The organism is Floricoccus penangensis (genome assembly GCF_001832885.1).
In the GTDB taxonomy this organism is placed as follows: domain Bacteria; phylum Bacillota; class Bacilli; order Lactobacillales; family Streptococcaceae; genus Floricoccus; species Floricoccus penangensis.
On sequence record NZ_MKIQ01000027.1, the window covers coordinates 111,611 to 138,536 of the forward strand.

The 26,926-nt window shown below is 34.3% G+C and carries 27 protein-coding genes and 1 tRNA gene; 21 read left to right on the forward strand and 7 right to left on the reverse strand.

The genetic code is table 11. The annotated features are described in order from the left end of the window. The first annotated feature begins 16 nt into the window (after positions 1 to 16). Positions 17 to 88, forward strand: a tRNA-Arg gene (locus BG262_RS05155). A 175-nt stretch (positions 89 to 263) separates the two neighbouring features. Here the strand turns inward: BG262_RS05155 and BG262_RS05160 are convergent. From BG262_RS05160 to BG262_RS05170, 3 genes are read right to left on the reverse strand one after another with little or no spacing between them, the layout of a single operon-like run. Further along, positions 264 to 914, reverse strand: a complete 651-nt coding sequence (locus BG262_RS05160) for a DUF1361 domain-containing protein (RefSeq protein ID WP_083312912.1) — start codon at positions 912 to 914, stop codon at positions 264 to 266. A gap of 2 nt (positions 915 to 916) precedes the next feature. After that, positions 917 to 2,029, reverse strand: coding sequence for a DEAD/DEAH box helicase (locus BG262_RS05165; RefSeq protein WP_233278821.1), 1,113 nt, complete (start codon positions 2,027 to 2,029; stop codon positions 917 to 919). Beyond that, positions 2,022 to 3,017, reverse strand: a complete 996-nt coding sequence (locus BG262_RS05170; RefSeq protein ID WP_070787815.1) for a Gfo/Idh/MocA family protein — start codon at positions 3,015 to 3,017, stop codon at positions 2,022 to 2,024. Before BG262_RS05170 ends, BG262_RS05165 begins: the two co-directional genes overlap by 8 nt. Positions 3,018 to 3,142: 125 nt before the next feature. Between BG262_RS05170 and BG262_RS05175 the strand changes: the two genes are divergently transcribed. Continuing rightward, positions 3,143 to 4,711, forward strand: a complete 1,569-nt coding sequence (locus tag BG262_RS05175; RefSeq protein ID WP_070787816.1) for an alpha-amylase family glycosyl hydrolase — start codon at positions 3,143 to 3,145, stop codon at positions 4,709 to 4,711. Positions 4,712 to 4,757: 46 nt separating this feature from the next. On the opposite strand, the gene BG262_RS05180 is transcribed toward BG262_RS05175, so the two are convergent. Genes BG262_RS05180 through BG262_RS05195 form a run of 4 tightly spaced genes read right to left on the reverse strand, consistent with a single transcriptional unit; the run spans position 4,758 to position 8,707 of the window. After that, positions 4,758 to 5,579, reverse strand: coding sequence for an energy-coupling factor transporter transmembrane component T family protein (locus BG262_RS05180; RefSeq protein ID WP_070787817.1), 822 nt, complete (start codon positions 5,577 to 5,579; stop codon positions 4,758 to 4,760). Continuing rightward, positions 5,572 to 7,278: an ABC transporter ATP-binding protein gene (locus tag BG262_RS05185; RefSeq protein ID WP_070787818.1), complete on the reverse strand. Its 1,707-nt coding sequence runs from the start codon at positions 7,276 to 7,278 to the stop codon at positions 5,572 to 5,574. The genes BG262_RS05180 and BG262_RS05185 overlap by 8 nt, the downstream gene beginning before the upstream one ends. 8 nt (positions 7,279 to 7,286) lie before the next feature. Next, positions 7,287 to 7,832 (reverse strand): ECF-type riboflavin transporter substrate-binding protein, encoded by a 546-nt coding sequence (locus tag BG262_RS05190; protein WP_070787819.1) that lies wholly within the window; start codon positions 7,830 to 7,832, stop codon positions 7,287 to 7,289. Between the two features lie 14 nt (positions 7,833 to 7,846). Then, positions 7,847 to 8,707 (reverse strand): SAM hydrolase/SAM-dependent halogenase family protein, encoded by an 861-nt coding sequence (locus BG262_RS05195; RefSeq protein ID WP_070787820.1) that lies wholly within the window; start codon positions 8,705 to 8,707, stop codon positions 7,847 to 7,849. A gap of 156 nt (positions 8,708 to 8,863) precedes the next feature. Here BG262_RS05195 and udk point away from each other — a divergent pair, with 156 nt between their 5' ends. The 19 genes from udk to rpmG all read left to right on the forward strand — a co-directional run bounded on the left by udk (position 8,864) and on the right by rpmG (position 26,910). Continuing rightward, the gene (gene udk / locus BG262_RS05200) at positions 8,864 to 9,517 is read left to right on the forward strand and encodes a uridine kinase (RefSeq protein WP_070787821.1); all 654 of its coding nucleotides are present in this window, start codon (positions 8,864 to 8,866) and stop codon (positions 9,515 to 9,517) included. Continuing rightward, complete coding sequence (locus BG262_RS05205; protein ID WP_070787822.1) at positions 9,517 to 10,161, forward strand: uracil-DNA glycosylase; 645 nt, start codon at positions 9,517 to 9,519, stop codon at positions 10,159 to 10,161. Before udk ends, BG262_RS05205 begins: the two co-directional genes overlap by 1 nt. 69 nt (positions 10,162 to 10,230) lie before the next feature. Further along, complete coding sequence (pta, locus tag BG262_RS05210) at positions 10,231 to 11,256, forward strand: phosphate acetyltransferase (RefSeq protein WP_070787823.1); 1,026 nt, start codon at positions 10,231 to 10,233, stop codon at positions 11,254 to 11,256. A 243-nt stretch (positions 11,257 to 11,499) separates the two neighbouring features. Continuing rightward, the gene (gene nifJ / locus BG262_RS05215; protein WP_070787824.1) at positions 11,500 to 15,180 is read left to right on the forward strand and encodes a pyruvate:ferredoxin (flavodoxin) oxidoreductase; all 3,681 of its coding nucleotides are present in this window, start codon (positions 11,500 to 11,502) and stop codon (positions 15,178 to 15,180) included. Positions 15,181 to 15,228: 48 nt separating this feature from the next. After that, complete coding sequence (cdaA, locus tag BG262_RS05220) at positions 15,229 to 16,095, forward strand: diadenylate cyclase CdaA (protein WP_070787825.1); 867 nt, start codon at positions 15,229 to 15,231, stop codon at positions 16,093 to 16,095. Continuing rightward, positions 16,092 to 17,054: a CdaR family protein gene (locus BG262_RS05225; RefSeq protein WP_070787826.1), complete on the forward strand. Its 963-nt coding sequence runs from the start codon at positions 16,092 to 16,094 to the stop codon at positions 17,052 to 17,054. Before cdaA ends, BG262_RS05225 begins: the two co-directional genes overlap by 4 nt. A 31-nt stretch (positions 17,055 to 17,085) precedes the next feature. Continuing rightward, the gene (gene glmM, locus BG262_RS05230; RefSeq protein ID WP_070787827.1) at positions 17,086 to 18,438 is read left to right on the forward strand and encodes a phosphoglucosamine mutase; all 1,353 of its coding nucleotides are present in this window, start codon (positions 17,086 to 17,088) and stop codon (positions 18,436 to 18,438) included. A 146-nt stretch (positions 18,439 to 18,584) separates the two neighbouring features. After that, entirely contained in the window at positions 18,585 to 19,904 is a 1,320-nt protein-coding gene (gene obgE, locus BG262_RS05235) for a GTPase ObgE (RefSeq protein WP_070787828.1), read from the forward strand. Between the two features lie 24 nt (positions 19,905 to 19,928). Next, positions 19,929 to 20,102, forward strand: coding sequence for a hypothetical protein (locus tag BG262_RS10825; RefSeq protein ID WP_099098622.1), 174 nt, complete (start codon positions 19,929 to 19,931; stop codon positions 20,100 to 20,102). Between the two features lie 25 nt (positions 20,103 to 20,127). Next, positions 20,128 to 21,087 carry a PhoH family protein gene (locus BG262_RS05240; protein WP_070787829.1) on the forward strand — a complete coding sequence of 320 codons (960 nt, stop codon included), beginning with the start codon at positions 20,128 to 20,130 and terminating at the stop codon, positions 21,085 to 21,087. A gap of 5 nt (positions 21,088 to 21,092) precedes the next feature. After that, positions 21,093 to 21,548: an HIT family protein gene (locus BG262_RS05245; protein ID WP_070787830.1), complete on the forward strand. Its 456-nt coding sequence runs from the start codon at positions 21,093 to 21,095 to the stop codon at positions 21,546 to 21,548. A 2-nt stretch (positions 21,549 to 21,550) separates the two neighbouring features. Further along, positions 21,551 to 22,045: an rRNA maturation RNase YbeY gene (gene ybeY, locus BG262_RS05250; RefSeq protein ID WP_070788076.1), complete on the forward strand. Its 495-nt coding sequence runs from the start codon at positions 21,551 to 21,553 to the stop codon at positions 22,043 to 22,045. Further along, on the forward strand, positions 22,029 to 22,430 hold the full coding sequence (locus tag BG262_RS05255; RefSeq protein ID WP_070787831.1) for a diacylglycerol kinase family protein: 402 nt from the start codon (positions 22,029 to 22,031) through the stop codon (positions 22,428 to 22,430). The genes ybeY and BG262_RS05255 overlap by 17 nt, the downstream gene beginning before the upstream one ends. A 35-nt stretch (positions 22,431 to 22,465) precedes the next feature. Then, entirely contained in the window at positions 22,466 to 23,365 is a 900-nt protein-coding gene (gene era / locus BG262_RS05260) for a GTPase Era (RefSeq protein WP_070787832.1), read from the forward strand. Positions 23,366 to 23,472: 107 nt separating this feature from the next. Beyond that, positions 23,473 to 23,997: a DinB family protein gene (locus BG262_RS05265; RefSeq protein WP_070787833.1), complete on the forward strand. Its 525-nt coding sequence runs from the start codon at positions 23,473 to 23,475 to the stop codon at positions 23,995 to 23,997. 100 nt (positions 23,998 to 24,097) lie between these two features. Continuing rightward, positions 24,098 to 24,928: a DNA-formamidopyrimidine glycosylase gene (gene mutM / locus BG262_RS05270; protein WP_070787834.1), complete on the forward strand. Its 831-nt coding sequence runs from the start codon at positions 24,098 to 24,100 to the stop codon at positions 24,926 to 24,928. 9 nt (positions 24,929 to 24,937) lie between these two features. Next, positions 24,938 to 25,555, forward strand: a complete 618-nt coding sequence (gene coaE, locus BG262_RS05275; protein ID WP_070787835.1) for a dephospho-CoA kinase — start codon at positions 24,938 to 24,940, stop codon at positions 25,553 to 25,555. Next, a complete protein-coding gene (locus BG262_RS05280) occupies positions 25,542 to 26,774 on the forward strand; it encodes a multidrug efflux MFS transporter (RefSeq protein ID WP_276526097.1) in 1,233 nt (410 codons plus the stop codon). Before coaE ends, BG262_RS05280 begins: the two co-directional genes overlap by 14 nt. Then, positions 26,764 to 26,910 carry a 50S ribosomal protein L33 gene (rpmG, locus tag BG262_RS10385; RefSeq protein WP_075201828.1) on the forward strand — a complete coding sequence of 49 codons (147 nt, stop codon included), beginning with the start codon at positions 26,764 to 26,766 and terminating at the stop codon, positions 26,908 to 26,910. The genes BG262_RS05280 and rpmG overlap by 11 nt, the downstream gene beginning before the upstream one ends. The last annotated feature ends 16 nt before the right edge of the window (positions 26,911 to 26,926 follow it).

Sequence of the window (26,926 nt, forward strand, 5' to 3'; positions counted from 1 at the left end):
TATTCGTAATAGAAGTGGCTCCTTAGTTAAATGGATATAACAAGTTCCTCCTAAGAATTAGTTGATGGTTCGATTCCGTCAGGGGCCATTAGGTGCCAAACCTATATAAAAGACCTTCGGGTCTTTTTCCATTTATGGTCACTTAAAAATAGACTGATACATCGTTGCGATTTATACTAATGAGCTCGCTTATTTAAGTGTAATCGACATCGTAGTAAAACGAAGGTATTTCTATTTTTAATCAACTATATAAAGAAAACCTCTCAGTTATTAGTTGAGAGGTTCTTTTCTGTATTTTTTCGCACAAAATTTATGAAATAGAATAATCCTATTTGTAAAAAAGTCATTATGAGAATGAATTGAATTTTATTTTGTGACCAGGTAAAGAATATTAATTTAATGGTGTTAACAGGTTCTGTAAAAATATAGACACTATGCAATCGGTCGAAGCGACCTACATAAATTGCAAGAGATGAAAGAAATTGAACAATTATTTGAAATGTAATAACTTTCCATTCTTTGAATTTATATAGCAATTGCCTACTGATCGTATTTATTGAATCCATTCCAACTATTGTGAAACCAATAATTCCAAGCGCCAAAATTGAATATTTCCACCAATAATCCATATTGGGACTGATGTAGATAGAGCGACCATCATAGATGGGTATATGTACTAAATGAATAAAATCAGTTAAGAGATAAGGAGCGTTTGGATAAAATAGGAGCCAAAAAGCTGCAGGTAACCAGAATTTCCAACCATTTTTAATATTTAAATGGAAACTTATTTCAATTGGAATGTAAGCTAGAAAGACATTTAGAATCATAAAGTAAAATGGTCCACCATAGTAATACATATAGAGGCAGTAAACTAAGGTTACAATCCTAAATATCCATTTTTCTTTATTATTCATAATTACTTTTTATCCACAAATTTTTGGGCTTTTAGAATCTTTTCTTGAGGGTCATTAGCTAGTTTTTTCAAATTTTTCTTTTCAATAGGAGAAGAGATGATTGATAGAACAGTACCATCTTTGCCCATACGACCAGTACGACCAGCTCGGTGAAGATAGCTTTCTTCAGTTACAGGAACATCAAAATTAATAACATAATCTAAATTTTCAATATCGATTCCACGCGCAAGTAAGTCAGTAGCGAGTAAGAGGGTGATTTCTCCATTTTTGAACTTATCTAATAAAACTTTTCTAAAACGTCCGCCAACATCACTTGCAAGAGATTGTGCATCAATACCTTGATATTGTAATTTTTGTTCTGCATTACCCAAATCATCAAGTTTATTGAAGAAGACGAGACCACGCATATTAGGTAGGTGAGCTAGCTGACGTAAAAAGTCAACTTTCTTACGTTTTTCAACTTCAACAAAGATGTGTTCAACATTTGAATCAGTTTCAGTAACATTAATTTCTACAAGATTAGATAATTTATTTTCAGCAATTTGTTGGATTTTTTCCAACTGACTGTCAGCAGTAGCAGAGTAAAAGGCAAATTGATAATCTTTAGGTGTGCGGTTAATGATAGGTTTAACAAAATTAAACTGGCCATCTTCAACTAGTTGGTCAACTTCATCAAGAACAATAGTGTTAATGGCAGTCATCTTGATTTTCTTATCTTTTACAAGTTCCAATGCACGACCAGGAGTTGCAATTACAATTTCTGGAGCTTTTTTCAAACGTTCAATTTGTCGTTTAAGACTAGCACCAGCAATAACAAGACTAGCTTTTAAACCAAGAGGTTCAGCCCATGTTTTTGTAACATCATGAATTTGTCCAGCAAGTTCGCTGTTTGGTGCAAGAATCAGAAGCTGTTGACCAGCTCCTTTTTTTACGTTAAGTAGTAGCGGTAGAAGATAGGCAAGAGTTTTACCAGTTCCTGTAGGACTTGTTGCAATAACATTCATTCCATCTTTCAAAGGTTCAAAACTTTCTTCCTGAACCGCAGTGAATTCATTAAAACCAAGTTCTTCAAGTTGTGTTTGCCATACTTCTGGCAACGTATTTTTATCAATCATTTTTATCAGCCTCAAATTTAATTCCAGCATTCTTCCTCATCTCAAAGCTAGTGTTAGCCACGATTTGAGCAAGATGCAAAAGTTCTTCATATTCTTTCATATTCTTCTCACTTGTTGGGTCCAACAAGATTTCAGCAAAATCCCAAGCTTCCTCAGCCATCGGATTTTCAAGTGCAGAGACGTCTAACTCAATAACTTGTCCATCGAAAGTTTCAAACACGGCAGATGAAACAGCATTAATTCCATCTAATGTCAAAGTTCCATCAGTTGTGTAGATTTCAGATGGAAGGTTACTTGTAAGGTTTTTCCCAGTCTTTAGAGCTAAATTAAAATTATCATATTCTAGGCAACCAACACCATTTATATCAACTCCACTATTAAGAATAATTCCTTGATATAAAGCTCGATTTGACTTGCCAAATAAATAAGCTGCTGCATAAAGAGCATAAACACCTAAATCAGCAAGAGCTCCGCCAGAAAATTTAGCAGAAAAAGTATTTGGAATATCTCCTGCAAGCAAAGCTTTCATTTTAGAAGAATACTTTGCATAAGTAAAGTCAGCTCCAGTAATTGTTTTATCATCTAAGAAATTCTTGATTGTAGTAAATGATTTTTCATGAATATTTCTGGCAGCTTCAAAAATTAAAACATTTTTTTCTTCTGCAGTTTTAATGATTTCAGCTAATTCAGTCGGATTTGAAAATGCTGGTTTTTCTACGATAACATTTTTCTTGTTTTTAAGAGCAAGCTGAGCATGAGCGAAGTGAAGCGAATTTGGACTTGCTATATAGACAAGGTCAAAATCATCTTGGAAAAAATTATCCAGATTATCGAATAATTTTACGTTATCAAAATCTCTTGTAAAGTCTTCAGCGCTTGACAGTCTACGTGAATAGACAGCAGTGAGTTCATATTTTTCTGTAGATAGGGCTGCATCTATGAAAGCACGAGAAATCCAGCCTGTACCTATTATTGCGAGTTTTAGCATACATAATACCTCCATGTTAATAAAACTATATTAATTATAACATACCTAAAAATTAATATTGAAAAAATGAATTTTCATGTTATTATATAGATGATGAAAACGGTTGCATTGAATGAGGAGAATAAATGAAAAAACATTTTTATATTACTATGGCAGCATTAACTTTATTAGGTTTATCAGCTTGTAGCACGGAAAGTAGTGCTAAGCCGACAAAATCTACCAACGATTTATATGGAAATTATTATGAAATCTTCACAGGAAGTTTTTATGATAGTGATGGGGATGGTAAAGGTGATTTAAAAGGAATTACTGAAAAGCTTGACTACTTAAATACTGGAAAAAAAGATACTACAGATGACTTAAAGGTTGATGGTGTATGGTTGACTCCTATAATGAAGTCTCCAAGCTACCATAAATATGATGTAATTGACTACTATCAAGTTGATCCATCCTTTGGAAGTATGGAAGACTTTGAAAACCTAGTCAAAGAATCAAAAAATCACAATATTAAGGTGATAATTGATTTAGTGTTGAATCATACATCAAGTGAAAATGAGTGGTTTAAGGCTGCTAAAAGAGCTGTTTTAGGAACTGGCTCAAAGGAAGATCAAAAATACAAGGATTTCTATAATTTTTCGCGTGAACAAAAAGAAGGGTATGTATCTTTGGGAGAAGGCTGGTACTATGAGGCACGTTTCTGGGAAGGGATGCCTGATTTGAATCTTAAGAATGAAGATGTAAGAACAGAGATAAAAAAAATTACTGATTTCTGGATTAAAAAAGGAATTGCTGGTTTTAGACTTGATGCTGTTGGCGAGTATTACACTGGTGAAACTGAAAAAGATAATGAGTTCACCAAATGGTTTATGGAGACAGTGCAAAAGCAAAATAAGGATGTCTATGTAGTTGGTGAGGTATGGAATGATGCTTATAATATTGAAAGTCATTACGAAAGTGGAATAGATAGTCTCTTCAATTTTCCATTTGCACAGGCTAAAAAATATGGTGTCATAGCTGAAACTGTTCAACTAGGCAATGGTCAAAATTTTGCTGATAAACTTGTAACTTGGGATATGGCAATTAAGGAAAAAAATAAAGGTGCTATAGATGCACCCTTCCTTAGTAATCATGATGGAGATCGCTCCGCTAATACATTTAATACCCTTGAACAAAAGAAGATGGCAGCTAATACCTATCTTTTGATGCCTGGAAATCCTTTTATTTACTATGGTGAAGAAATTGGAATGACTGGCAAAGGTGCTGATGAGAATAAACGTCAACCTATGATATTTAATAATGATGGTAAAGGTCAACCAAAACCATTTGAAAATTCAAGCATGAAGGCTGAAACTGATGGTGGATCAGTTGAAGTGCAAGAAAAAAATCCAGATTCAGTATTAAGTTGGTACAAAAAAGTTCTTCGTGCTAAGTCAAATTATCCAGAAATAGCGCGTGGGGAAATTACAAACCTTGAATCAGATGAAAAAAACATTGCAATCTTATCTTATGAATACGAAGATGAAAAAGTTGCTGTTATTCATAACTTTAGTGATAAGGAAGATTTAACAATAGATCTACCAAAAGAAATTTCCAAATATAAGATAAAAGAAACTTTATCTGCCTTTAAGGGAGAAGCTAAACTTGAAAATGGTAAGCTAACAATTCCCAAGTACACTAGTTTGATTCTTAAATAGCAAAAAAATCTCTCAAATTTGGGAGATTTTTTATAGTTGTTATTAGTTAAATGAATGGATTGTAGAAACGTCCATTATTAACCCAGAAAAGAGAAATTGTGATTAATACTATCGATATTGCTAATGCAAGAACTAAATAATCATTTCTTTTAAATGGCTTGTAAGAATACCATGTTCTTTTTTTACGACTGCCAAATCGTCTAAGTTCCATGGCAGTCGATACTTTTTCAATTCTTTCAAGACTTGAAAAAATTAGGGGTAGTATTAGTTGCACATTTTTCTTAATTCTTGTAATTAAATTTCCTTTGGATGAAAGGTCAATTCCACGCGCTTGTTGGCTAATCTTGATATTATTAAAATCATTTTGAACATCAGGAATATAACGAAGTGCAAGACTTACAGCATATGATATACGGTAGCTAACACCTAAACTATTAAGTGAACTAGCAAATTGGCTAGGATTAGTAGTAAGTAAAAATAGTAGTGCAAGTGGTACTGTACAGAAATATTTAAGTGCTAGATTAAATAAATAAAATAGTTCTTCCCATGTAAGGAAACCAAAGATAACTGTCTTTGAACCATAGAGTCTTACTCCGTAACTTGGGTCAAAAAGAAAGACTACCAAGAGATTTAAGAGGGAAAAGACAACTATAAATTTCATAACAAAAGATATTTGTTTCCACTTGATATCTGATATTTTAAAAAGTACTAAGGAGAAGATACTTATGGCTACTAAAAATCTTGTATCATAAGAAATCATACAAGCTACCGTTACAAGAATGAAGAACAACATTTTTGCAGTAGCATTTATTTTATAGATAAAAGTATTTCCAGGTTTGTAACCGATAATTTGAGATGAATCATTCATTAATCTCCCTCCTTTCTTGCTCATATTTAATAAAGTTTGCAATAAAGGCTTCCTCATCCTTAATACCCACATTTTGAGCTAAGGAGAAGAGACTTGTTTTCTTCAAATGAGCTTCCTTAATTAATTCTTCATTTGTTAAAACATCAGCGGGTAACTTATCAGCTAAGACGGTCTTGTTTCCGAGGACAAGAGTTCGGTCACTATACTCCATCATTTGATGCATATCATGGGTGATAGAAATTATTGTATTGCCATTGGCATTCAATTGATCAAGAAAATCCATAAATTCCGAATAATGCTTGAAGTCTTGACCCGCAGTAGGCTCATCTAAAATAATAAGTTCAGGTTCAAGAACAAGGATAGAAGCGATAGTAACACGTTTCTTTTGCCCATAACTTAAAGCTGAAATAGGCCAGTTACGAAATTCGTAAAGTCCACAAGTTTTTAAGGTTTTTTCAACTTGAGATTTAACAGTATCTTCATCAACATTTCTAAGACGTAAACCAAGTGCCACCTCATCAAAAATCATTGATTGACTAATCATATGATTAGGATTCTGCATAACGAATCCAATCTTACTTGCTCTTTCAGCTATGTTCTCGTCGCTAATATCTTGTCCCTTCCAATAAATCTTTCCTTGGGAAGAAATAAAATTGCAGATAGCCTTGACTAAGGTAGATTTACCAGCACCATTTTGTCCAACAATGGAAACACGTTGACCAGAATCGACTGCTAAGTTGACATTTTCCAGAATTGAATCATCACCATATGAAACAGAAAAATCAGCAAGTCTTAAAAGTTCATCTTTCTTGGTTAACTGACTGGTGTTCTTAATTTCATTTGACCATGTTAGCAATTGTTTCCTTTGATCTTCTGTTAATTGAAGTTTGTTTATATTTGCGATTCCTTTTACATTTGAAACATCTATACCAGCATATTTAAGGGCTGAGACATATAGTGGTTCTCGCAATCCATTTTCTTGAAGAAGATTAGATGATAATAACATTTCCGCAGAATCATTGTAAAGAACTTGCCCATCATTAATCAAAACAATTCGATCAATGTCAGCATGAAGTACGTCTTCTAAGCGGTGCTCAATGATGATACAAGTTGCCTTTGTTTCCTTATGAATTTTGTCGATAAGTTCAATTGTATCTCGTCCAGACTTGGGATCAAGGTTTGCCAGAGGTTCATCAAAAAGTAAAATTGGTGACTCATCAATCAAAACTCCTGCAAGAGAAACTCTCTGCTTTTGACCACCAGATAATTCTTGAGGTTTTTTATTTAGGTAATTTCCAATTTCTACTGTATTTGCCCAAAATTCAACAGCTTTTTGCATTTCTTCTTGCCCAACTTCATCATTTTCAAGTGCAAAGGCAATATCTTCAGCAACTGTTAATCCAATAAATTGATCATCAGTATCTTGAAGGACTGTACTAATTGATTTAGATAAATCAAATATAGAAGAACCAAAAGGCAAGCTGTTTACTAACAATTTGCCCTCTGATTCACCTTTATGTAAATTTGGAATGATTCCATTCAATGCTTGACCCAATGTAGATTTTCCAGATCCACTTGGTCCAATTATAAGTATTTTTTCACCTTCAAAAATATCTAAATTAATATTTTTAAGAGTTGGTTCACTTTGGCTATTATAGCGAAAGGAAAAATTTTCAATTTCAATAATTTTTTCTTGCATAAGATTTCCTAATCTTTTGTTAAACTACCTTCTTTAGTACGAGTTTTTGCATATAAAACAAGTAATGCAGTACCACCAATACCAACAGTAATTATATTTGAAACACTAGCAATCATACCTTGAGTAAAAACTTTGTTACTAGGTTCACTGTAAATAAGTATATCTCCGATTGGAGCGAGTACACTCCAAATAACTATATTACCAATAATTTGAATGATATTAAAGCGAATAATTTGAGATTTGCCAAAGATTCCATTTTCAAGGTCAGTTGAATTAACAGCATAAGCAAGGACGACACCTAAAAGACCACTCGCAATTGACCAAGTCCACCAAGGAGCACCATAAGCTATTGAATCCTTTAAAGTATGACCGATGAAGCCGATTAAGAAGCCAGGAATTGGTCCAAATAAGCCTGCGAAGAGTGAAAGTACTGCATATTGTAATTGAATATCAGTATTTGGGAAAAGTGGAATACGAATAAATAATCCAACAATAACAAATAATGCAGCTCCAATACCTGTTGCTACAACGCTTTTTACAGAAAGTTTTTTCATTAGTAATATTCTCCTTAATATTCAAAAATAATTTTTGGTGCTTTACGAATTTCAATAATCCAATCAGTACCTGTTCCAATATGATATAGCTTGCTAAATGAGTCTTGGTTAATAGCAATTCCGATGTTAACAAGTGAATTCACATAAGCTAATGGTTCACCAATATTAACGTCCGCAAAGCTACGGGCAAATACCATAGTATTCTGATAAACTTTTTTGTCCTCGTGATAAATTGTAACCTGCAATTGGTCGTTTTGATCGATATTTTCATCTTTAGCAAAATCTAGCGGGATATTTGTCCACAGAGAACCGAATCTGACATCCAGCACATCAATTGATCCACGTAAAATATGATTATCTTTTGTTGCTTCAACGATTTTAAGCTTTTCAATTTCAACTAGCTCGATAACATCACCTAAATCTTCGAACTTAATTTCATTACTTGCTAATCGAGCACCATTATACGCATAAATGTCACGTCCATGGAATGTGTGACTTTCTTCAGAATGTGGCAAGCGGCTTTTCACCTCATCAATAGCTCGAACTTCAGCTATGCCGTCATAGTGGGCGATATGAGTGATTGATCCGTTATCGGGTGTTAGAATATAATGGCCGCTTACTGTCTTGATAGCTATACTGCGACGGTCGCTTCCAACTCCTGGGTCAACAACGCTTACAAAAACAGTTCCTTCCTTCCAATATTTTACAGTTTGATATAGACGGTAACTAGCTACCCAAATATCATATGGAGGTATATCGTGTGTCAAGTCCGATACTGTAATAGTATCACTAACGGTATGTGCTACACCGTGCATTGCGCTAACTGCACCATCTCCTAAACCGAAGTCGGTTTGTAAAACTAAAAAGTTACTCATTTTTTCTCCTTAAATATAAATCCTAAATAAACATTGATATCCCATAAGTTTAGCAAAAATTAGAACAGATAGACATAAATTTTTTTAATTGAACCATAAATTTTTTAAATGTGTGTTAAAATAGATGAATAATAAATATTATGGAGTATATTGTCAATGTCTAAAAAACCTATAATTATTGGAGTTACTGGTGGTAGTGCCAGTGGAAAAACAAGTGTATCTAGAGCAATTTTAGATAATTTTAAAAATGAAAAGATTGCCATGATTGAGCATGATTCATATTATAAAGATCAAAGTCATTTAGACTTTTCAGAGCGTTTAAAAACTAATTACGATCATCCGTTTGCATTCGATACAGATTTTCTGATTGAACAATTAAAAGAGCTTTCAGAAGGCAGAGCTGTTGATATTCCGATTTACGATTATGAAAATCATACAAGGAGTGATAAGACTTATAGACAGGATCCTCAAGATGTAATTATTGTTGAAGGAATTTTGGTTCTTGATGATAAGAGACTTCGTGATATGATGGATATCAAAATATTTGTTGATACAGATGATGATGTAAGAATTTTACGACGTATAAAGCGCGACATGGATGAGCGTGGTAGGACTCTTGACAGTGTGGTTAGCCAATACCTTACAGCTGTAAAACCAATGTATCACCAATTCATTGAACCTACGAAACGATATGCAGATGTTATTATTCCTGAAGGTGTAAGTAATACAGTTGGTGTAGATATTATTAATACAAAGATTGCAAGTATTCTAGATATTGATAACCATTCTGACGAGAAAGAGAATGTATAATGAAGAACCATTCTTCTTGGGAACCTTTTTTTGAAATTGAAAGAAAAAAAGATTACTATCACGAATTACAAGAAAAGGTGAAATTATCCTATGAAACAGATGATGTATACCCTGCATTGAAAGATGTTTTCAGAGCATATGATATTACACCTTTAGATAAGATAAAAGTTGTAATCATTGGTCAAGATCCATATCATAACGGTCAAGCCACAGGTTTAGCATTTTCAGTGCGTGAAGGAGATAAATTACCTGCGAGTCTTCGAAACATTTTTAAGGAACTTGAATCTGATCTTGGAATCAAGCGAACAAATGGTGATCTGACTGATTGGGCGGAACAAGGAATATTTTTGCTTAATACGGCATTAACAGTGGTTGCTCATCAACCAGCAAGTCATGCAAAAATTGGTTGGTCGACTTTTATTGAAAATACTATTTCATATTTAAGTGAAAAGCGGCCTGATATTATATGGGTATTGTGGGGGAAACATGCACAATCTTATGAACATTTAATAAGTGGTAAGGTGATTAAATCAGCGCATCCGAGTCCGTTTTCTGCGAATCGTGGTTTTTTTGGTAGCAAACCTTTTTCACAAATAAACAATACACTAATAGTACAGGAGAAAAGTCCTATTAAGTATTCGTAATCGTTTACATTTCACAAGCATTGAGCTATAATTAAAATGAATTTCTTAGAAAAAAAGAGGAGAATACCAATGGATTTATTTGAATCACTAAAAAGCAAAATTTCAGGAAAAGGCATTAAGATTGTTTTCCCTGAAGCAACTGACCCACGTGTACTTGGTGCCGTAAACCGTCTAAGAGCAGAGGGACATATCATCCCAGTTCTAGTTGGTAATAAAGAACAAATCGCTGCTAACTTTCAAGATACAGGGATTGTTTCTGAAGGATACGAAAGTTATGACCCTAAAAATTGTGGGCGTACTGAACTCTTTGTAGAAGAATTAGTTAAAATTCGTAAAGGTAAAGTTACTCCTGAACAAGCGCGTGAATTACTTTTAGACGAAAATTACTTTGGAATTATGTTAGTTCAAATGGGAATTGCTGATGGTTTTGTTAGTGGAGCTATTCACTCAACAGCTGATACAGTTCGTCCAGCACTACAAATTATTAAAACAAAACCTGGAATTTCTCGTACAAGTGGAGCTTTCCTATTACTTCGTGGTCGCGATCAAGAAAGATACATTTTCAGTGACTGTGCGATTAATATTGAACCTGATGCTCAAGCATTAGCTGATATTGCAATTGCTTCTGCTGAAACTGCTGAACTATTTGATATTGATCCAAAAGTAGCAATGTTAAGCTTCTCTACAAAAGGAAGTGGTAAATCTCCAGATGTTGATAAAGTTGTAGAAGCTACTAAACTTGCTCAAGAAGCACGTCCTGACTTAGCTCTTGATGGTGAGTTCCAATTTGATGCAGCTTATGACTCAAATGTTGGTGCACTCAAAGCTCCAGGAAGTGAAGTTGCTGGTAAAGCAACAGTATTTGTATTCCCAGATTTACAATCAGGTAACATCGGCTATAAGATTGCACAACGTTTAGGTAACTTTGACGCTGTTGGACCAATCCTTCAAGGATTAAACAAACCGGTTTCGGATTTATCTCGTGGATGTAATGAAGAAGAAGTATACAAACTTGCTCTTATTACAGCAGCACAAGCTATTGATAATAAGTTAGCTGAAGCTGCTGCAGCAGATGAAACAGCAGGTAATGAATAAAAAAATCTATAGACTAGCTATCCAAATTCTTGGATAGTTTTTTTTTATATTAAAATATTTTTATGGAAATTTTAAAATTTTGATTTTACCATATATGCTGAAATATGCCATAAAACTATAGACTTTTTTGCATTATCGCACAATTTTTGATTAAAAAGTGTTAAAATAGATGAGAATGCTGATTTTACTCAGCAAAATACCAACATATAATATCAAAGACCCTCTAGAGGAGGAAAGAATAAGATGAAAAAAACAATGGATGGGAATATGGCTGCAGCTCATATTGCCTACGCATTTTCAGAAATATCAGCAATATACCCTATCACACCAAGTTCTCCGATGGCTGAGTACACTGACGAATGGTCAAGCCAGGGTAAAAAAAATATTTGGGGTCAACCAGTAAAAATAACTGAGATGCAGAGTGAAGCTGGAGCTGCTGGAGCAGTACATGGAGCTTTAAAAGCAGGAGCTTTAGCGACTACTTACACAGCAAGTCAAGGCTTACTTCTAATGATTCCAAGTTTATTTAAAATTGCTGGTGAATTATTACCAAGTGTAATACATGTTGCAGCAAGAGCTGTTACCACAAATGCTTTGAATATCTTTGGTGATCAAAGCGACATTATGACTGCAAGAACAACTGGTTATGCAATGCTTGCAGAGGCGAGTGTTCAGGAAGTTATGGACTTATCAGCTGTTGCTCATTTGGCAACAATTGAGGCTAGTGTACCCTTCCTCAATTTTTTTGATGGATTTAGGACAAGTCATGAATTACAAAAAATTGATGTAATTAACTATGAAGACCTGGCAGAAATGATTAATCAAGAAAAGCTTGAAGAGTTTAGAAATCGAGCAATGAACCCGGATCATCCTTCAGTATCTGGAAGTAATCAAAATCCCGACATTCATTTTCAACAAAGAGAAACAGTAAACTCATATTACGAAGCAACTCCAGCTATAGTTCAAAAATATATGAGAAAAATTAATGAACTTCGTGGAACAAACTATGATTTAGTTAATTACTATGGTGATCCAGAAGCAACTGAGGTTATTGTATCATTAGGCAGTGTTGGACAAACAGTTGAGCAGGTTGTAGATTATTTAAATGCAAATGGACGCAAGGTCGGTTTTATTAATATTCATCTATATCGTCCATTCCCTGTTGAAAATTTCATAGAACATCTACCTAAAACTGCAAAAAATATTGCTGTATTAGATAGAACAAAAGAACCTGGAAGCAATGGTGAGCCACTTTATTTAGATGTCAAAAGTGCATTGTTCAACCATGATGTTAAGGTAATTGGAGGTCGATATGGAATTGGAAGTAAGGATACAACACCTCAACAAATAATTGCTGTGTATGATGAGCTATTAAAAGAAAAATCTAAAACTTTATTTACAGTAGGTATTAAGGATGATGTGACTAATTTATCACTTGACTTAGGTGAAGAAATTGACTTGACTCCATCTACAACGTATCAAGCTAAATTCTGGGGATTTGGTAGTGATGGTACAGTTGGTGCAAATAAATCAGCTATAAAGATTATTGGAAACAATACCGATAAATATATACAAGGCGCATTTTCATATGATTCTAAGAAATCAGGCGGACTAACTGTCAGTCATTTAAGATTTGGAAGTACACCTATAAAATCAACATATCTGATACAAAGTGCTGATTTTGTTGCTGTTCATGCATCAAATTACCTTCATCAGTATGACGTTTTAAAAGGTCTTAAACCTGGTGGGACATTCTTGCTAAATACTTTATGGAACGATGAACAATTAGATAAGCATTTACCAAGTAAGTTTAAAAAATATATTGCTGAAAACAATATTGAATTTTATACCCTTGATGCTGTAAATATTGCTCGCGAGGTAGGCCTTGGAAGAAGAATAAATACTGCAATGCAAGTTGCCTTCTTTAAATTAACAAATATCATGCCATTTGATCAGGCAATGAGTATTTTAAAACAAGATGCACTAGATTCTTATGCAAGAAAATCAATGAAAATTGTTGAGAGTAACCACTTAGCAATGGACATAGCTGCTGAAAGACTACATAAGGTTGAAGTTCCTGAATCTTGGAAAGATGCACAAGCTCCGGAAAAGAAAAAAGGAAACAAAGGGGAGAACAAATATGTTTTCCAAATTGTTAACAGTGTGAATTCACAAGAAGGTGATGAGCTTTCTGTTGGTGATTTAGTTGCAAATAATATGACTGATGGTCGCATACCTGTTGGTACCGCAGCATTTGAAAAACGCGGTGTAGCTCTCGAAGTGCCTGTCTGGAATGCTGAAGCATGTACGGCATGTAACCAATGCTCGTTCGTATGCCCCCATGCTGCAATTCGTCCCTTCTTAATTGATGAAGATGAAATGAATCAAGCACCTGATGGTTACCATGTAAAAGATTTTAAAGGTAAAGACGGACTCATGTATCGAATACAAGTATCTGTTGAGGACTGTACGGGTTGTGGACTTTGTGTAGAAGCTTGTCCAGCCAAAGAAAAAGGTGCTTTAGTTATGAAGCCATATGAAGAAGTTAATGACCAAACCGTAAATTGGGCATTTTCAATGACTCTAAAACAAAAAGAGAATCCAGCAAGGGAAAATACAGTACTTGGAAGTCAGTTTAATAAACCATTGTTAGAATTTTCAGGTGCATGTTCAGGTTGTGGAGAAACACCATATGTAAAATTACTAACACAAATGTTTGGTGATAGGATGATGATTGCCAATGCTACTGGATGTTCATCAATATGGGGAGGAGCTGCTCCTGCAACTCCATATACCACAAATGAAGATGGACAAGGTCCAGCATGGTCAAATTCTTTATTAGAGGATAATGCGGAATTTGGTTACGGGATGTGGCTTGCAAGTGTAGCACGTAGAGATAAATTAGCCTCTCAAATGGAAGATTTGATTCCTTTTGCATCTGAAGAACTCGCTAATTTGATGAAGGACTGGATTGAGCATCGTTTTGAGTCACAAGGAACAAGACAAAGAGCTGAAAAATTAAAAGCAGCATTGAAAGATGTTTCAGATAATGATGCATTTAAAGAAATTATCAAACACCAGGATCAATTCGTTAAACCGAGTCAATGGATGATTGGTGGAGATGGTTGGGCATATGATATTGGTTATGGTGGTATTGACCATGTAATTGCAAGTGGTGCAGATGTAAACCTACTAGTTATGGATAATGAGGTTTATGCTAATACTGGAGGTCAAGTTTCAAAAGCCACTCCTGCTAGTGCGATAGAAAAATTCTCAGCAGCTGGTAAAGAAGCAGCTAAAAAAGACTTAGGCTTCATGGCAATGACATATGGAAATGTATATGTGGCTCAAATTGCAAGTGGCGCAAATCAAATGCAAACTATAAAAGCATTTGAAGAAGCAGAAAGACATAATGGTCCTTCACTAATTATTGCTTATACCCCTTGTATTTCTCACGGTTTACGCGGAGGAATGAGTAAGACATTAACTGAAGCTAAAGAAGCAGTTGATTCAGGATATTGGCAACTTTATAGATATAATCCAGACTTAGAAGAAAAAGGTAAAAATCCTCTAACTTTAGATTTCAAAAAACCAAACTTTGATCAAATGACAGATTTCATGTTACAGCAAGTTCGCTTTTCAAGTCTAAAATCACTTAGCCCTTCCAAAGCAGAGCTATTATTTGAAAAGACTAAACAAGATGCAAGACGCAAGTTTTTACGTTATGCAAGAATGTCTGGTGATGCTGAGAAATTCCTTGCTAAAGAAGAAAAAGCCAAAGGGATAGTCAAAGAAGAGACTGAGAAGGTTGAAAAACCAGTGAGACGTGAAAAACGTGAGCGAGTTGTTGACCCAGAGGCAGAAGCAAGAAGGGCAGCTAGACGTGCTGAACGTGCAGCAAAAAGAGCAACTAAGGACGAATAAAATAATCTGTTTGTCTTAATAAATCAATTTGAAATCTCGGAGTATATTATGAATGACATTAATCAAATATTTAATCCGCAATTCTGGAGTGAAATAATTCAACTCAATCTCACGCCTTGGCGATTGTTTATTTCAATTGTTGATATTGCGGTAGTGACCTACTTTATTTACCGAATTATGCGTTATGTTCAAGGTAGTAAAGTTGTTACCCTTGTTAGAGGAGTTTTGCTTTTCGTTTTAATAAGAATAATAAGTGAAATACTAGGTCTTACAACAGTAACTTGGCTCCTAAACCAAGTTATTACATACGGTGTAATTGCGGGTGTTATTATCTTTCAACCTGAGATTAGGAGAGCTTTAGAGCAACTTGGTAGAACAACAAATATTTTACGACCGGCAGTTAAAAGAGTAGATTCAAAAGACTATGTTCAAGCATATGAAAAGGCACTTGATTACATGGCTAAAAGAAAAATTGGTGCCTTAATTTCAATTGCTAAAACCCAAAGTTTAGAAGAATTTTCTAACACGGGAATCCCATTAAATTCAGATATTTCTGCTGAATTATTAATAAATATATTTATTCCAAATACACCTCTTCACGATGGAGCAGTAATTGTTGAAGGAAATAAAATTATTTCTGCATGTGCATATTTACCTTTAACGGATAAATCAAGTATTCCAAAGGCATTTGGAACACGACATAGAGCAGCCATTGGTATGAGTGAAGCTACTGACGCCCTTACATTAGTTGTTTCTGAAGAAACAGGTGGTATTAGTATTACAAAAAATGGAGAATTCTATTCAGAAGTATCCAAAGAAAAACTTCATGAGGTTTTAACTTTAGAGCTTGGTGAAAAAACAGAGGAGAAAGATAGTTTCTTAGAGAAGATTAAGAAGGGATGGCTTAAAAAATGAGACAAATAAAAAATTTTTCTTATAGTAAGACATTCTATATTTTAGTTTCCTTGCTTTTTGCATTGATATTATTCTTTAATGCTAACTCTATTCAGTTGAAAAACAGTGGAAAAAGTACACAAAATATGCAGACATATAGTGTCACACTGCAAGATGTCCCTATACAAGTGAAATATGATTCAGATAAATATTTTATTAGTGGATTTGATAATTTAGCTACTGTTTACCTGTCAAGTTATAATCAAGTCAGATTAGATGCTGAAAAGTCAAAGGACACAAGAAGCTTTACCCTTATAGCAGATTTAAGTAATGCAAAAGAAGGAACTATGGATGTTCCAGTTCGTATTCAAGAACTAGCCTCAGGAGTTAATGGCCAAGTTGATCCTAGCTCAATTACAATTACAATTGAAAAGAAATCTTCCAAGACATTTCCAATTACCACTAGAGTTGATGAAAAGTTAATACCAGATGGTTATAAATTATCAAGTGTTTCAATAGATAAAGATAAAGCAACTATTATATCAGGAGCTGACATAATATCTAAAATTGACCATGTTCAAGCTTCCGTTCCTAGTGATGTTATTTTAGATGATAATTACAAAGGTAAGGTTACTCTGCAGGCAGTCGATAAGGCTGGAAAAATATTACCTGCGACTATTAAACCAGAATCAGTAAATATCGATGTTAAAATAAAAAAACCTGAAAAGGAAGTACCTTTAGTTGGGAAAATAACAGGAGAAGTTGATGGTAAATTCTCTGGTTTTAATTTTGATATTGAAACTAAAAATGTTACAATATCTGGTGATCCTACGTATTTAAATGCTATTTCACAAATATCTCTTCCTGTTGACGTAACAGATGTTACAAAAGAAAAGACGATTGAAATACCAGTATCAGCGGATAATGTATTAGTAGAACCATCAGTTGTAAAAGTTAAAGTTACACCAATAAAAAAATAAGAAGAAAAGTATAGATTAGAAGAGGTTTAGTATGGGAAAATATTTTGGAACAGACGGAGTTCGTGGAGAGGCAAATATTGAATTAACACCAGAGTTAGCTTTTAAACTTGGAAGATTCGGTGGCTATGTGTTGAGCCAACATGAGACTGGAACTCCAAAGGTATATGTTGCTAGAGATACAAGGATTTCTGGGCAAATGTTAGAAAGTGCTTTAGTAGCAGGTCTTTTGAGTGTTGGTATTGAAGTTTACACGCTTGGAGTAATTGCGACTCCAGGTGTAGCTTATCTTGTTAAAAAAGAAGGTGCAAGTGCTGGTGTGATGATTTCAGCAAGTCATAATCCTGCCCTAGATAATGGTATTAAATTCTTTGGTGGTGATGGATTTAAGCTTGAAGATGATCAAGAACTTGAAATTGAAGCATTGCTTGATGCTGAAGAAGATAGACTACCTCGTCCTTCTGCAAAAGGATTGGGAAAAGCTCATGATTACAGTGAGGCAGTTCGCAAGTACAATGAATTTCTTGTATCAACTGCTGATGGATTATTTGAAGATTATAATGTAACTCTTGACGCAGCAAATGGGGCTACAAGTACTAGTGTACGAGATGTATTTTCAGATTTAGCTACGGATTTTGATGTTATCGGTGAAACACCAGATGGTCTAAATATTAATGATGGAGTTGGTTCAACTCATCCAGAAAATTTAGCAAAAGAAGTGCTTAAAAATAATTCAGATTTAGGTCTTGCTTTTGATGGTGACGGAGATCGCTTAATTGCTGTTGACGAAAATGGTCAAATTGTTGATGGTGATAGAATAATGTATATTGTTGGTAAGTATTTATCTGAGTCAGGAAAGCTTGCCCAAAATACGGTCGTAACTACTGTTATGAGTAATCTAGGCTTCCATAAAGCATTAGACAATAAAAAAATTACAAGTGTTATCACTGCTGTAGGAGATCGCTATGTTGTTGAAGAAATGAAGAAAAATAATTATAATTTCGGAGGAGAACAAAGTGGTCACATGATCTTCCTAGATTATAATACAACTGGAGATGGTATGCTTTCTGCAATTCAATTAATGAAAGTAATGCGTGAATCTGGGAAAACACTTAGCGAACTTGCTGGAGAGGTTAAGATTTACCCACAAAAACTTGTTAATGTTCGAGTTGAAAACTCTATGAAATCAAAAGCAATGGATGTTCCTGCTATTGCTGAAATTATTGGTCAAATGGAAGAGAAAATGGCTGGTAATGGACGTATACTTGTACGTCCAAGTGGTACAGAACCATTACTTCGAGTAATGGCAGAAGCGCCAACTGATGAAGAAGTAGACCACTATGTTGATACAATTGTGGAAGTTGTCAAAAATGAAATTGGAATTTAAGTAATAAATATATTTAAAAACTTTCTGTATTAAGCGGAAAGTTTTTAATTTCACAATAAATAAAAAGTCATTATATCCCAAGAGATGAGAAGTTTCAGCTTTTATGTTATAATTAGTTAACTATAAGATTTAGAGGAAAAATATACATGTCAATGTTTTTAGATACAGCAAAAGTAGATGTTAAAGGCGGAAATGGTGGTAACGGAATGGTTGCCTTCCGTCGTGAAAAATATGTTCCAGATGGTGGTCCTGCCGGTGGTGATGGCGGAAAAGGTGGTAATGTCATCTTCAAAGTTGATGAAGGCTTAAGAACCCTTATGGATTTTCGCTATAACCGTAATTTTAAAGCAAAACCAGGTGAAAATGGAATGAATAAGGGGATGCACGGACGTGGATCGGCTGATTTAATTGTTTCAGTTCCTCAAGGTACAACTGTAAAAGATCCTGATACAGGGAAAATCCTTGCTGATTTGCTTACGAACGGTCAAGAGTATGTAGCGGCTAAAGGCGGACGTGGTGGACGAGGTAATATTCGTTTTGCGACACCTAGAAATCCTGCACCAGAAATTGCAGAAAATGGTGAACCAGGTCAAGATAGAAGTCTTTTATTAGAACTTCGTGTCTTAGCTGATGTTGGTTTAGTAGGATTCCCATCAGTTGGAAAATCAACACTATTAAGTGTTATTTCAAATGCTAGACCAAAAATCGGTGCTTACCACTTTACAACTCTCGTACCAAATATCGGAATGGTCCGTGTAGGGGATGGAGAAAGTTTCGTAGTAGCAGATATGCCTGGGCTTATTGAAGGAGCTAGCCAAGGTGTTGGATTGGGTACACAATTCCTCCGTCATATTGAAAGAACACGTGTTCTTTTACACGTAATAGATATGAGTGGTATGGAAGGACGTGACCCATACGAAGACTATAAGGCTATTAACGACGAATTAGAAACATACAACCTTAGACTATTAGAACGTCCACAAATCATTGTGGCAAATAAAATGGATATGCCTGATTCTGAAGAAAACCTTAAAGAATTTAAGGAAAAACTTTATGCAAATTACGATGAGTTTGAAGATAAACCTTTAATTTTCCCTGTTAGTGGTATTACACGTCAAGGATTGCAACCAATGCTTGAAGCCACAGCAGAACTATTAGAAACAACACCAGAATTTCCTGTATATGATGAAGAAGAATTTCTTCAAGAAGCAGAAGAAGCATACTATGGCTTCAATGAAGAAGGACCAGGATTTGAAATTGCGCGTGATGATGATGCTTCATGGATTTTATCAGGTGAAAAACTTGAAAAATTATTTAATATGACAAATCTTGACCATGATGAATCAGCTATGAAGTTCGCACGTCAATTACGTGGTTTGGGAGTCGATGAGGCTCTACGAGAAAGAGGAGCTCGTGACGGTGATATAGTTCGAATTGGTAATTTTGTATTCGAATTTGTTGATTGATAAGAGTATTTTAAAGAGGTTAATATGGGTTTTAAAATTATTTCAAATAGAGATAAGGATGGGAATTTTGTAGCAAGTAGTGATGCTTGGACAAAAGAAAAAATTGAAGAACTTTTCAATAAATACAATCCCAACAGAAAATTTCGTATTGAACGAGAGAAATTAGCAAAAGAAAAAAATCAAGAAAAAAATAATTAATATAATAAATATTAGAGGTGAAAATTTGGAAGAAGTTTCTTATGAAATCATCCTAAATCATCCTGATGAAGGAGAAGTTTTATCAGGTGCACATGATAAACATCTTAAATATCTTGAAGATGCTGCAAGTGTGAAGATACATTATCGCAGTGAAAAAATTCAAATTATTGGACAAGCTAAAGATGTTGAAAATGTTCGACTTGCAATTGACGCCTTGCTTGTTTTAGTAAGACGTGGTATGCAAGTTCATACACCTGATATCATTACCGCCTACACCATGGCAAAAAATGGTGAGATTAATAATTTCGTTTCTTTATATGAAGAGGAGATTATTCGTGACTCACAAGGAAAAGCTATCCGTGTTAAAAATATTGGACAGAAAATCTATGTTGAGGCTGTAAAAAATCATGATATAACATTTGGTATTGGTCCTGCAGGAACTGGTAAAACATTTCTTGCAGTAGTTCTTGCAGTACAAGCTTTAAAGCGTGGTCATGTAAAACGAATTATCTTAACTCGTCCGGCAGTAGAAGCAGGAGAGAATTTAGGCTTTCTTCCTGGTGATTTACAGGAAAAAGTAGATCCATATTTGCGTCCAGTATATGATGCTTTATATCAAGTTTTAGGTAAAGAGACAACTACTCGTATGATGGATCGTGGCACAATTGAAATTGCTCCACTTGCGTATATGAGAGGACGTACGTTAGATGATGCTTTTGTTATTTTAGATGAAGCGCAAAATACCACTGTTATGCAGATGAAAATGTTTTTAACACGTCTTGGCTTTAATTCTAAGATGATAGTTAATGGTGATGTCAGTCAAATTGATCTTCCACGTAACGCTAAGAGTGGTTTAATAGATGCCGAACATAAATTAAAAAATATCAAAGCGATTGATTTTGTTTATTTTACTGCTAAAGATGTTGTACGTCATCCAGTAGTTGCAAGAATTATTGAGGCATATGAAGAATCACGTGAGGATTAAATAAAATGGAATGGTGGGAAGATAGAATACTATCAGCACAAAATGGTACAAATCCAATGTTGATTTTAGAAACAAATGCTGGTTATGCAGTTTTTGGTGATGTACAATTTTTACCAGGCTATTGTGTTTTACTTCCAAAACATGAAGTCTCAAGTTTGAATGATTTAGAACTTGAGGAGAGGACACAGTTTCTTCAAGATATGAGTTTGGTAGGTGATGCAATCATAAAAGTTTGTAATCCTTCTAGGGTTAATTACGATATTTTAGGTAATACAGATAAATTTTTACATGCTCATATTTTTCCAAGATACATATGGGAAGATAAGGAAAGACAGAAAATGCCTGTTTGGACCTATGATAAATCAAATTGGTCAAATGAAGAGACTCTTTATTCTGAAGAAAAGTATGGTCAACTCAAACAAATGATAAAATCAAAATTAGATGAGATAGTGAGAAAATGAAAATGTATGTAGAAATGCACGATGAAACGGGTGAAGTTTCAAAAGACATGCAAGAAGATATTGTGAAATTACTGGGGACAGCTGCTCAGAAATTAAACTTATCTAGTGAAAAAGAGATGATGATTACTTTTGTTGATAATGAAAAAATTCAAGAAATTAATCTATATTACAGAGATAAAGATGCACCTACAGATGTTGTAAGTTTAGAGTATAAACCAGAAGAAATATCTTTTGATGAAGATATTGATTTTGAAGGATTTGATGCTTCAGAATTAATGAATGAATTTGATTCATATATTGGAGAGCTTTACATATCAGTTGATAAAGCTCATGAGCAAGCAGAAGAATATGGACATAGTTTTGAACGTGAGATGGGTTTTCTAGCAGTTCATGGCTTCTTGCATATAAATGGTTACGACCATTATACTCCTGAAGAAGAAAAAGAAATGTTTGGTCTTCAGGAAGAAATATTAACGGCCTATGGCCTCAAGAGATAATAGGCGCTGGAAAAATATAACTTTCATCAATTCTTTAGAGTTTGCTTTATCGGGTATTAAAACAGCATATAAAGAAGAGAGAAATTTGCGAAACCATCTTTTAACTACTATCGCAGTTATATTTGCTGGCTTAATTTTTAGAATTTCAAAATTTGACTGGCTTTTCGTATTACTAAGTGTTTTTTTGGTGATAGCTGCTGAATTAATAAATTCAGCAATTGAAAATGTAGTTGATTTAGCAAGTGATTATCATTTCCATCTTCTTGCTAAGAAAGCAAAAGATATGGCTGCAGGAGCAGTATTAGTTTTATCGGGATTCGCAGTTATTGTAGGATTATTTGTCTTCCTACCAAAAATATTTGAACTATTGCTGCAATTATTTTAGATTTAGTAGATAATATAAAAATAGAAAGAAGAACTATGGCATTTAAATCAGGCTTTGTAGCAATTGTCGGACGTCCAAATGTAGGGAAATCAACTTTTCTTAATCATGTTATGGGACAAAAAATTGCTATCATGAGTGATAAAGCTCAAACAACAAGAAATAAAATTCAAGGTGTTTATACAACTGAGAACGAACAAATCGTATTTGTTGATACACCAGGTATTCATAAACCTAAAACAGCTCTTGGCGATTATATGGTCGAAGCAGCCTATAGCGCTATACGTGAAGTAGATGCAATTATCTTTATGGTTGCAGCTGATGAGGCACGTGGTAAAGGTGATGATATGATTATTGAAAGACTTAAGAATGCAAGCGTTCCAGTTTTTCTAGTAATCAACAAAATTGATAAAGTTCGTCCAGACGATTTATTAGCAGTCATTGAAGACTACTCTTCACAAATGGATTTTGAAGAAGTTGTACCAATTTCTGCCCTTCAAGGAAATAATACTAGCCATTTAGTTGATACTTTAGTTGAACATATAGATGAAGGACCACAGTATTTCCCTGAAGATGTAATAACAGATCACCCAGAACGCTTTTTAGTTAGTGAAATGATTCGTGAAAAAGTGCTTCAACTCACTCGTGAAGAAGTACCGCATTCAGTAGCAGTTGTTACAGATTCTATGAAGCGAGATGAGGACACTGGTAAAATGCATATTATGGCGACTATCGTTGTAGAACGTGCGAGTCAAAAAGGTATCATTATCGGTAAAGGTGGGTCAATGCTTAAAAAAATTGGAACACTTGCCCGTAAAGATATCGAAGCAATGCTAGGTGAAAAAGTTTACCTAGAACTATGGGTTAAAGTTAAGAAAGACTGGCGTGATAAACGTTTTGATCTTCAAGACTTTGGTTATCGTAAAGATGATTATTAATGATTAGATGGCTTCTATTTGAAGTCATTTTTTCTTTTAAAAAAAATATTAATTATTATATCTTTGGTTTTTAATTTGATAGAATATAATTAGAAAAGAGGTGGCTTATGGAATATTTAGACATGATTGTTGAAGCTGTAGACAGAGGACATGAAAGGTTTTTGAGTGTATTAGAAGGTTTAACTGCTGAGCAAGTAAATGATTTCCCAGCCAAAAATATCGCGCCTAGTATTAAATCAGTAGCATGGCTTTCATGGCACACTGCAAGAGAAATGGACTATCAAATTTCTGAATTAAAAGGTACAAATCCATTATGGCTAGCAAATGGATGGAAGGGAAAATTTAATTTAGATCTTCCTGATAATACTGAAGATTGGCATCATACACCTGAGCAAGCAGCAAAAGTTAAAGTCTCAGATGTTGATTTATTAAGAGGATATTTAGAAGATGCAGCAAATCTAACTAAAGAATATTTAAAATCAATAAATGAAAATCAGCTTGATGATATAGTGGATAAAAATTGGAATCCGCCAGTTACAAGAGGAGCGAGATTAGTTTCAATTATTGATGATTTGGACATGCATTCAGGACAAGTTATCTACTCAAGAAGATTATTAGGAATAGAAGATTAATTTTTATTATAAGTAAAAGCATGAATATACTTTATGCTTTTATTTTATGTTAAAATTAGAACATATAACATCCAAGAAAAGTAAAGAAAGAAGATATATAATGCCTGAATTACCAGAAGTTGAAAATGTAAGGCGTGGTCTTACAAATCTCGTTAAGGGTAAAAAGATTTCCTCAGTTGAAGCGAGATATCCTCGCATGGTTCTAACTGGAGCTGAGGAGTTTGAAAAAGCCTTGAAAAATCAGACTATTAATTCAGTAGAACGCCGTGGAAAATATTTAATTTTTAAATTAGATGAGGATGTATTTGTAAGTCATTTGCGAATGGAAGGTAAATACAATCTCTATCAAGATGAAATTCCAGAGAACAAACATTATCACATATTCTTCAACTTTGAAGATGGTTCTACACTCGTTTATCAAGATGTAAGAAAGTTTGGAACTATGGAGCTCATGAAAGAGTCAGAACTAGATGATTATTTTTCTAGGAAAAAAATAGGACCTGAACCTACTTTTGAAGATTTTGACAGTAAGGAATTTTATAAGTCACTGCATAAATCAAAAAAAATAATTAAACCCTATCTTTTAGATCAGTCTCTTGTTGCAGGGTTGGGGAACATCTATGTTGATGAGGTATTGTGGCGAGCAAAAATTTATCCAGCTGATCCTGCTAATATTATTCCTATAGCGAATATTGAAAAATTGCATGATGCAATTATTGAGGTTTTACAGCAATCTGTTGAACTTGGTGGAAGTAGCATTAGGACCTATAAAAATGCTTTAGGTGAAGAAGGAAAATTTCAAAATCACTTAAAAGTTTATGGAAAACAGGGAACACCTTGTCCAAGATGTGGAACTACTATTGAAAAGATGAAGGTGTCAGGTCGTGGTACCCATTTTTGTCCAAAGTGCCAACCTAAAAGAACTAAATAGGAGCTTATTATGACAAAAGTTATCGGAATTACAGGTGGTATTGCGACAGGCAAGTCTACGGTAAGTAATTTTTTAAAGGAAAATGGCTATCAGGTAATTGATGCTGACGAGATGGTACATGAGCTGCAAGAACCAGGGCAATCTCTTTATAATGCAATAAATGAAAATTTTGGTCCTGCTTTTTTTAACGATGATAAAAGTATAAACCGTAAAAAATTATCTGATTTTGTGTTCTCGAATCCAGAAAATCTGGCTAAACTTTCAGACATTCAAAACAGAGTGATAAACGAAGAGTTGGAGAATAGGAGAAACCAAGCAGTCGCATTTGATCAAAAAAATAATGGTGGTAAAGGGATAGTATTTATGGATATTCCTTTACTTTTTGAAGGGAATTTCACTTATTTTGATGAGGTTTGGTTAGTCTATGTTCCTTTTGAAATTCAATTAAAGAGATTAATGACTCGAAATGACTTGTCAGATGAGCAAGCAAGGAGTAGAATAGAAAGTCAGATGTCAATTGAGGAAAAGAAACTTTTGACAGATAAAATTATTGATAATTCTACAAGTATTGAAAATACAAAAGAACAAATTAAAAAACTTTTGAAAGGGAGTGGTGACAATTTCTGAAGAAGACAGTAGTTTATACTGGAAGAAAAATCTTTATGTGACCTGGTTAGGGTCATTTTTTACGGCAGCAAGTATTTCGCTTGTCATGCCTTTTATATCTCTATATATTGAGGAGTTAGGAGTCTCAAGAGGATCTCTAGAATTAATGTCTGGTATTGCGGTCAGTATCTCACCTTTAGCTAGTGGTCTTATTGCCCCAGTATGGGGGAGACTTGCTGACCAAAAAGGTAGGAAGGTTATGCTTGTCCGTGCAAGCTTTGTTATGACCTTTACCATGGCAGCTCTTGCATTTGTACCAAATGTTTGGTGGTTACTTGCTATGCGTCTATTAAATGGATTATTTTCAGGATATATTCCGAACTCCATAGCCCTAATTGCAAGTCAGGTACCAAAAGAAAAGAGTGGTTATGCTCTTGGAACCTTATCTACGGGTGCAGTAGCTGGAAGTTTGATTGGACCAACACTTGGTGGTACTCTTGCACAATTGTTTGGTATGAGGGAAGTATTCCTAATATCAAGTGTATTTTTACTCATAGTTACTATTTTGACGGTTGCCTTAGTCAAAGAGAATTTTAAACCAGTAAGCTCAGAACAACTTATGTCAACTAAAGAAGTCTTAGATGAAATTCCAAATAAATCAATTTTATTTGCTCTATTTTTGACAAGTTTCTTAGTTCCGGTTGCTTTCCAAAGTGTGGTACCAATTATGACCCTTTATATTAGGGAATTATCGGGAAACTCAGCAAATCTTATGTTTATTGCAGGTCTAATCGTTTCAGCCCCAGGTCTTAGTGCAATAATGTCCTCAAGTTGGTTAGGAAGAATTGGTGATAAGATTGGTAGTCATAGGTTGATGATTGCAGGATTAATCTATAGTTTTGCTACAGTTTTCCCGATGGCTTTTGCAACAACACCACTTCAACTTGGAATTTTAAGATTCCTTCTTGGATTCGGTACGGGGGCAATTCTACCAAGTGTAAACTCACTACTTACTAAGATAACTCCGTCAGAAGGAATTGGAAGAATATTCAGCTTTAATCAAGCCTTCAATTACTTTGGTCAAGTTGCAGGTCCAATGCTTGGAAGTCTTGTAGCATACTTAGGTGGTTATTCACAAGTATTCATTATAACTAGTGTCACAATATTGATAAATCTCTTAGTTGTATTGATTAGTTTTAAAAAATATTTGAAAGTAAAGGATATAACTAATGCGGGTTAAAATAAATTTGCGTTGTACGGAGTGCAAAAGCAAAAATTATATAAGCAGTAAGAATAAATCAACTCATCCGGATAAGGTAAGAGTATTGAAATATTGTCCTAAAGAACGTAAAGTTACTATGCATGAAGAAGTCTAGCTATTTTTATAGTTCT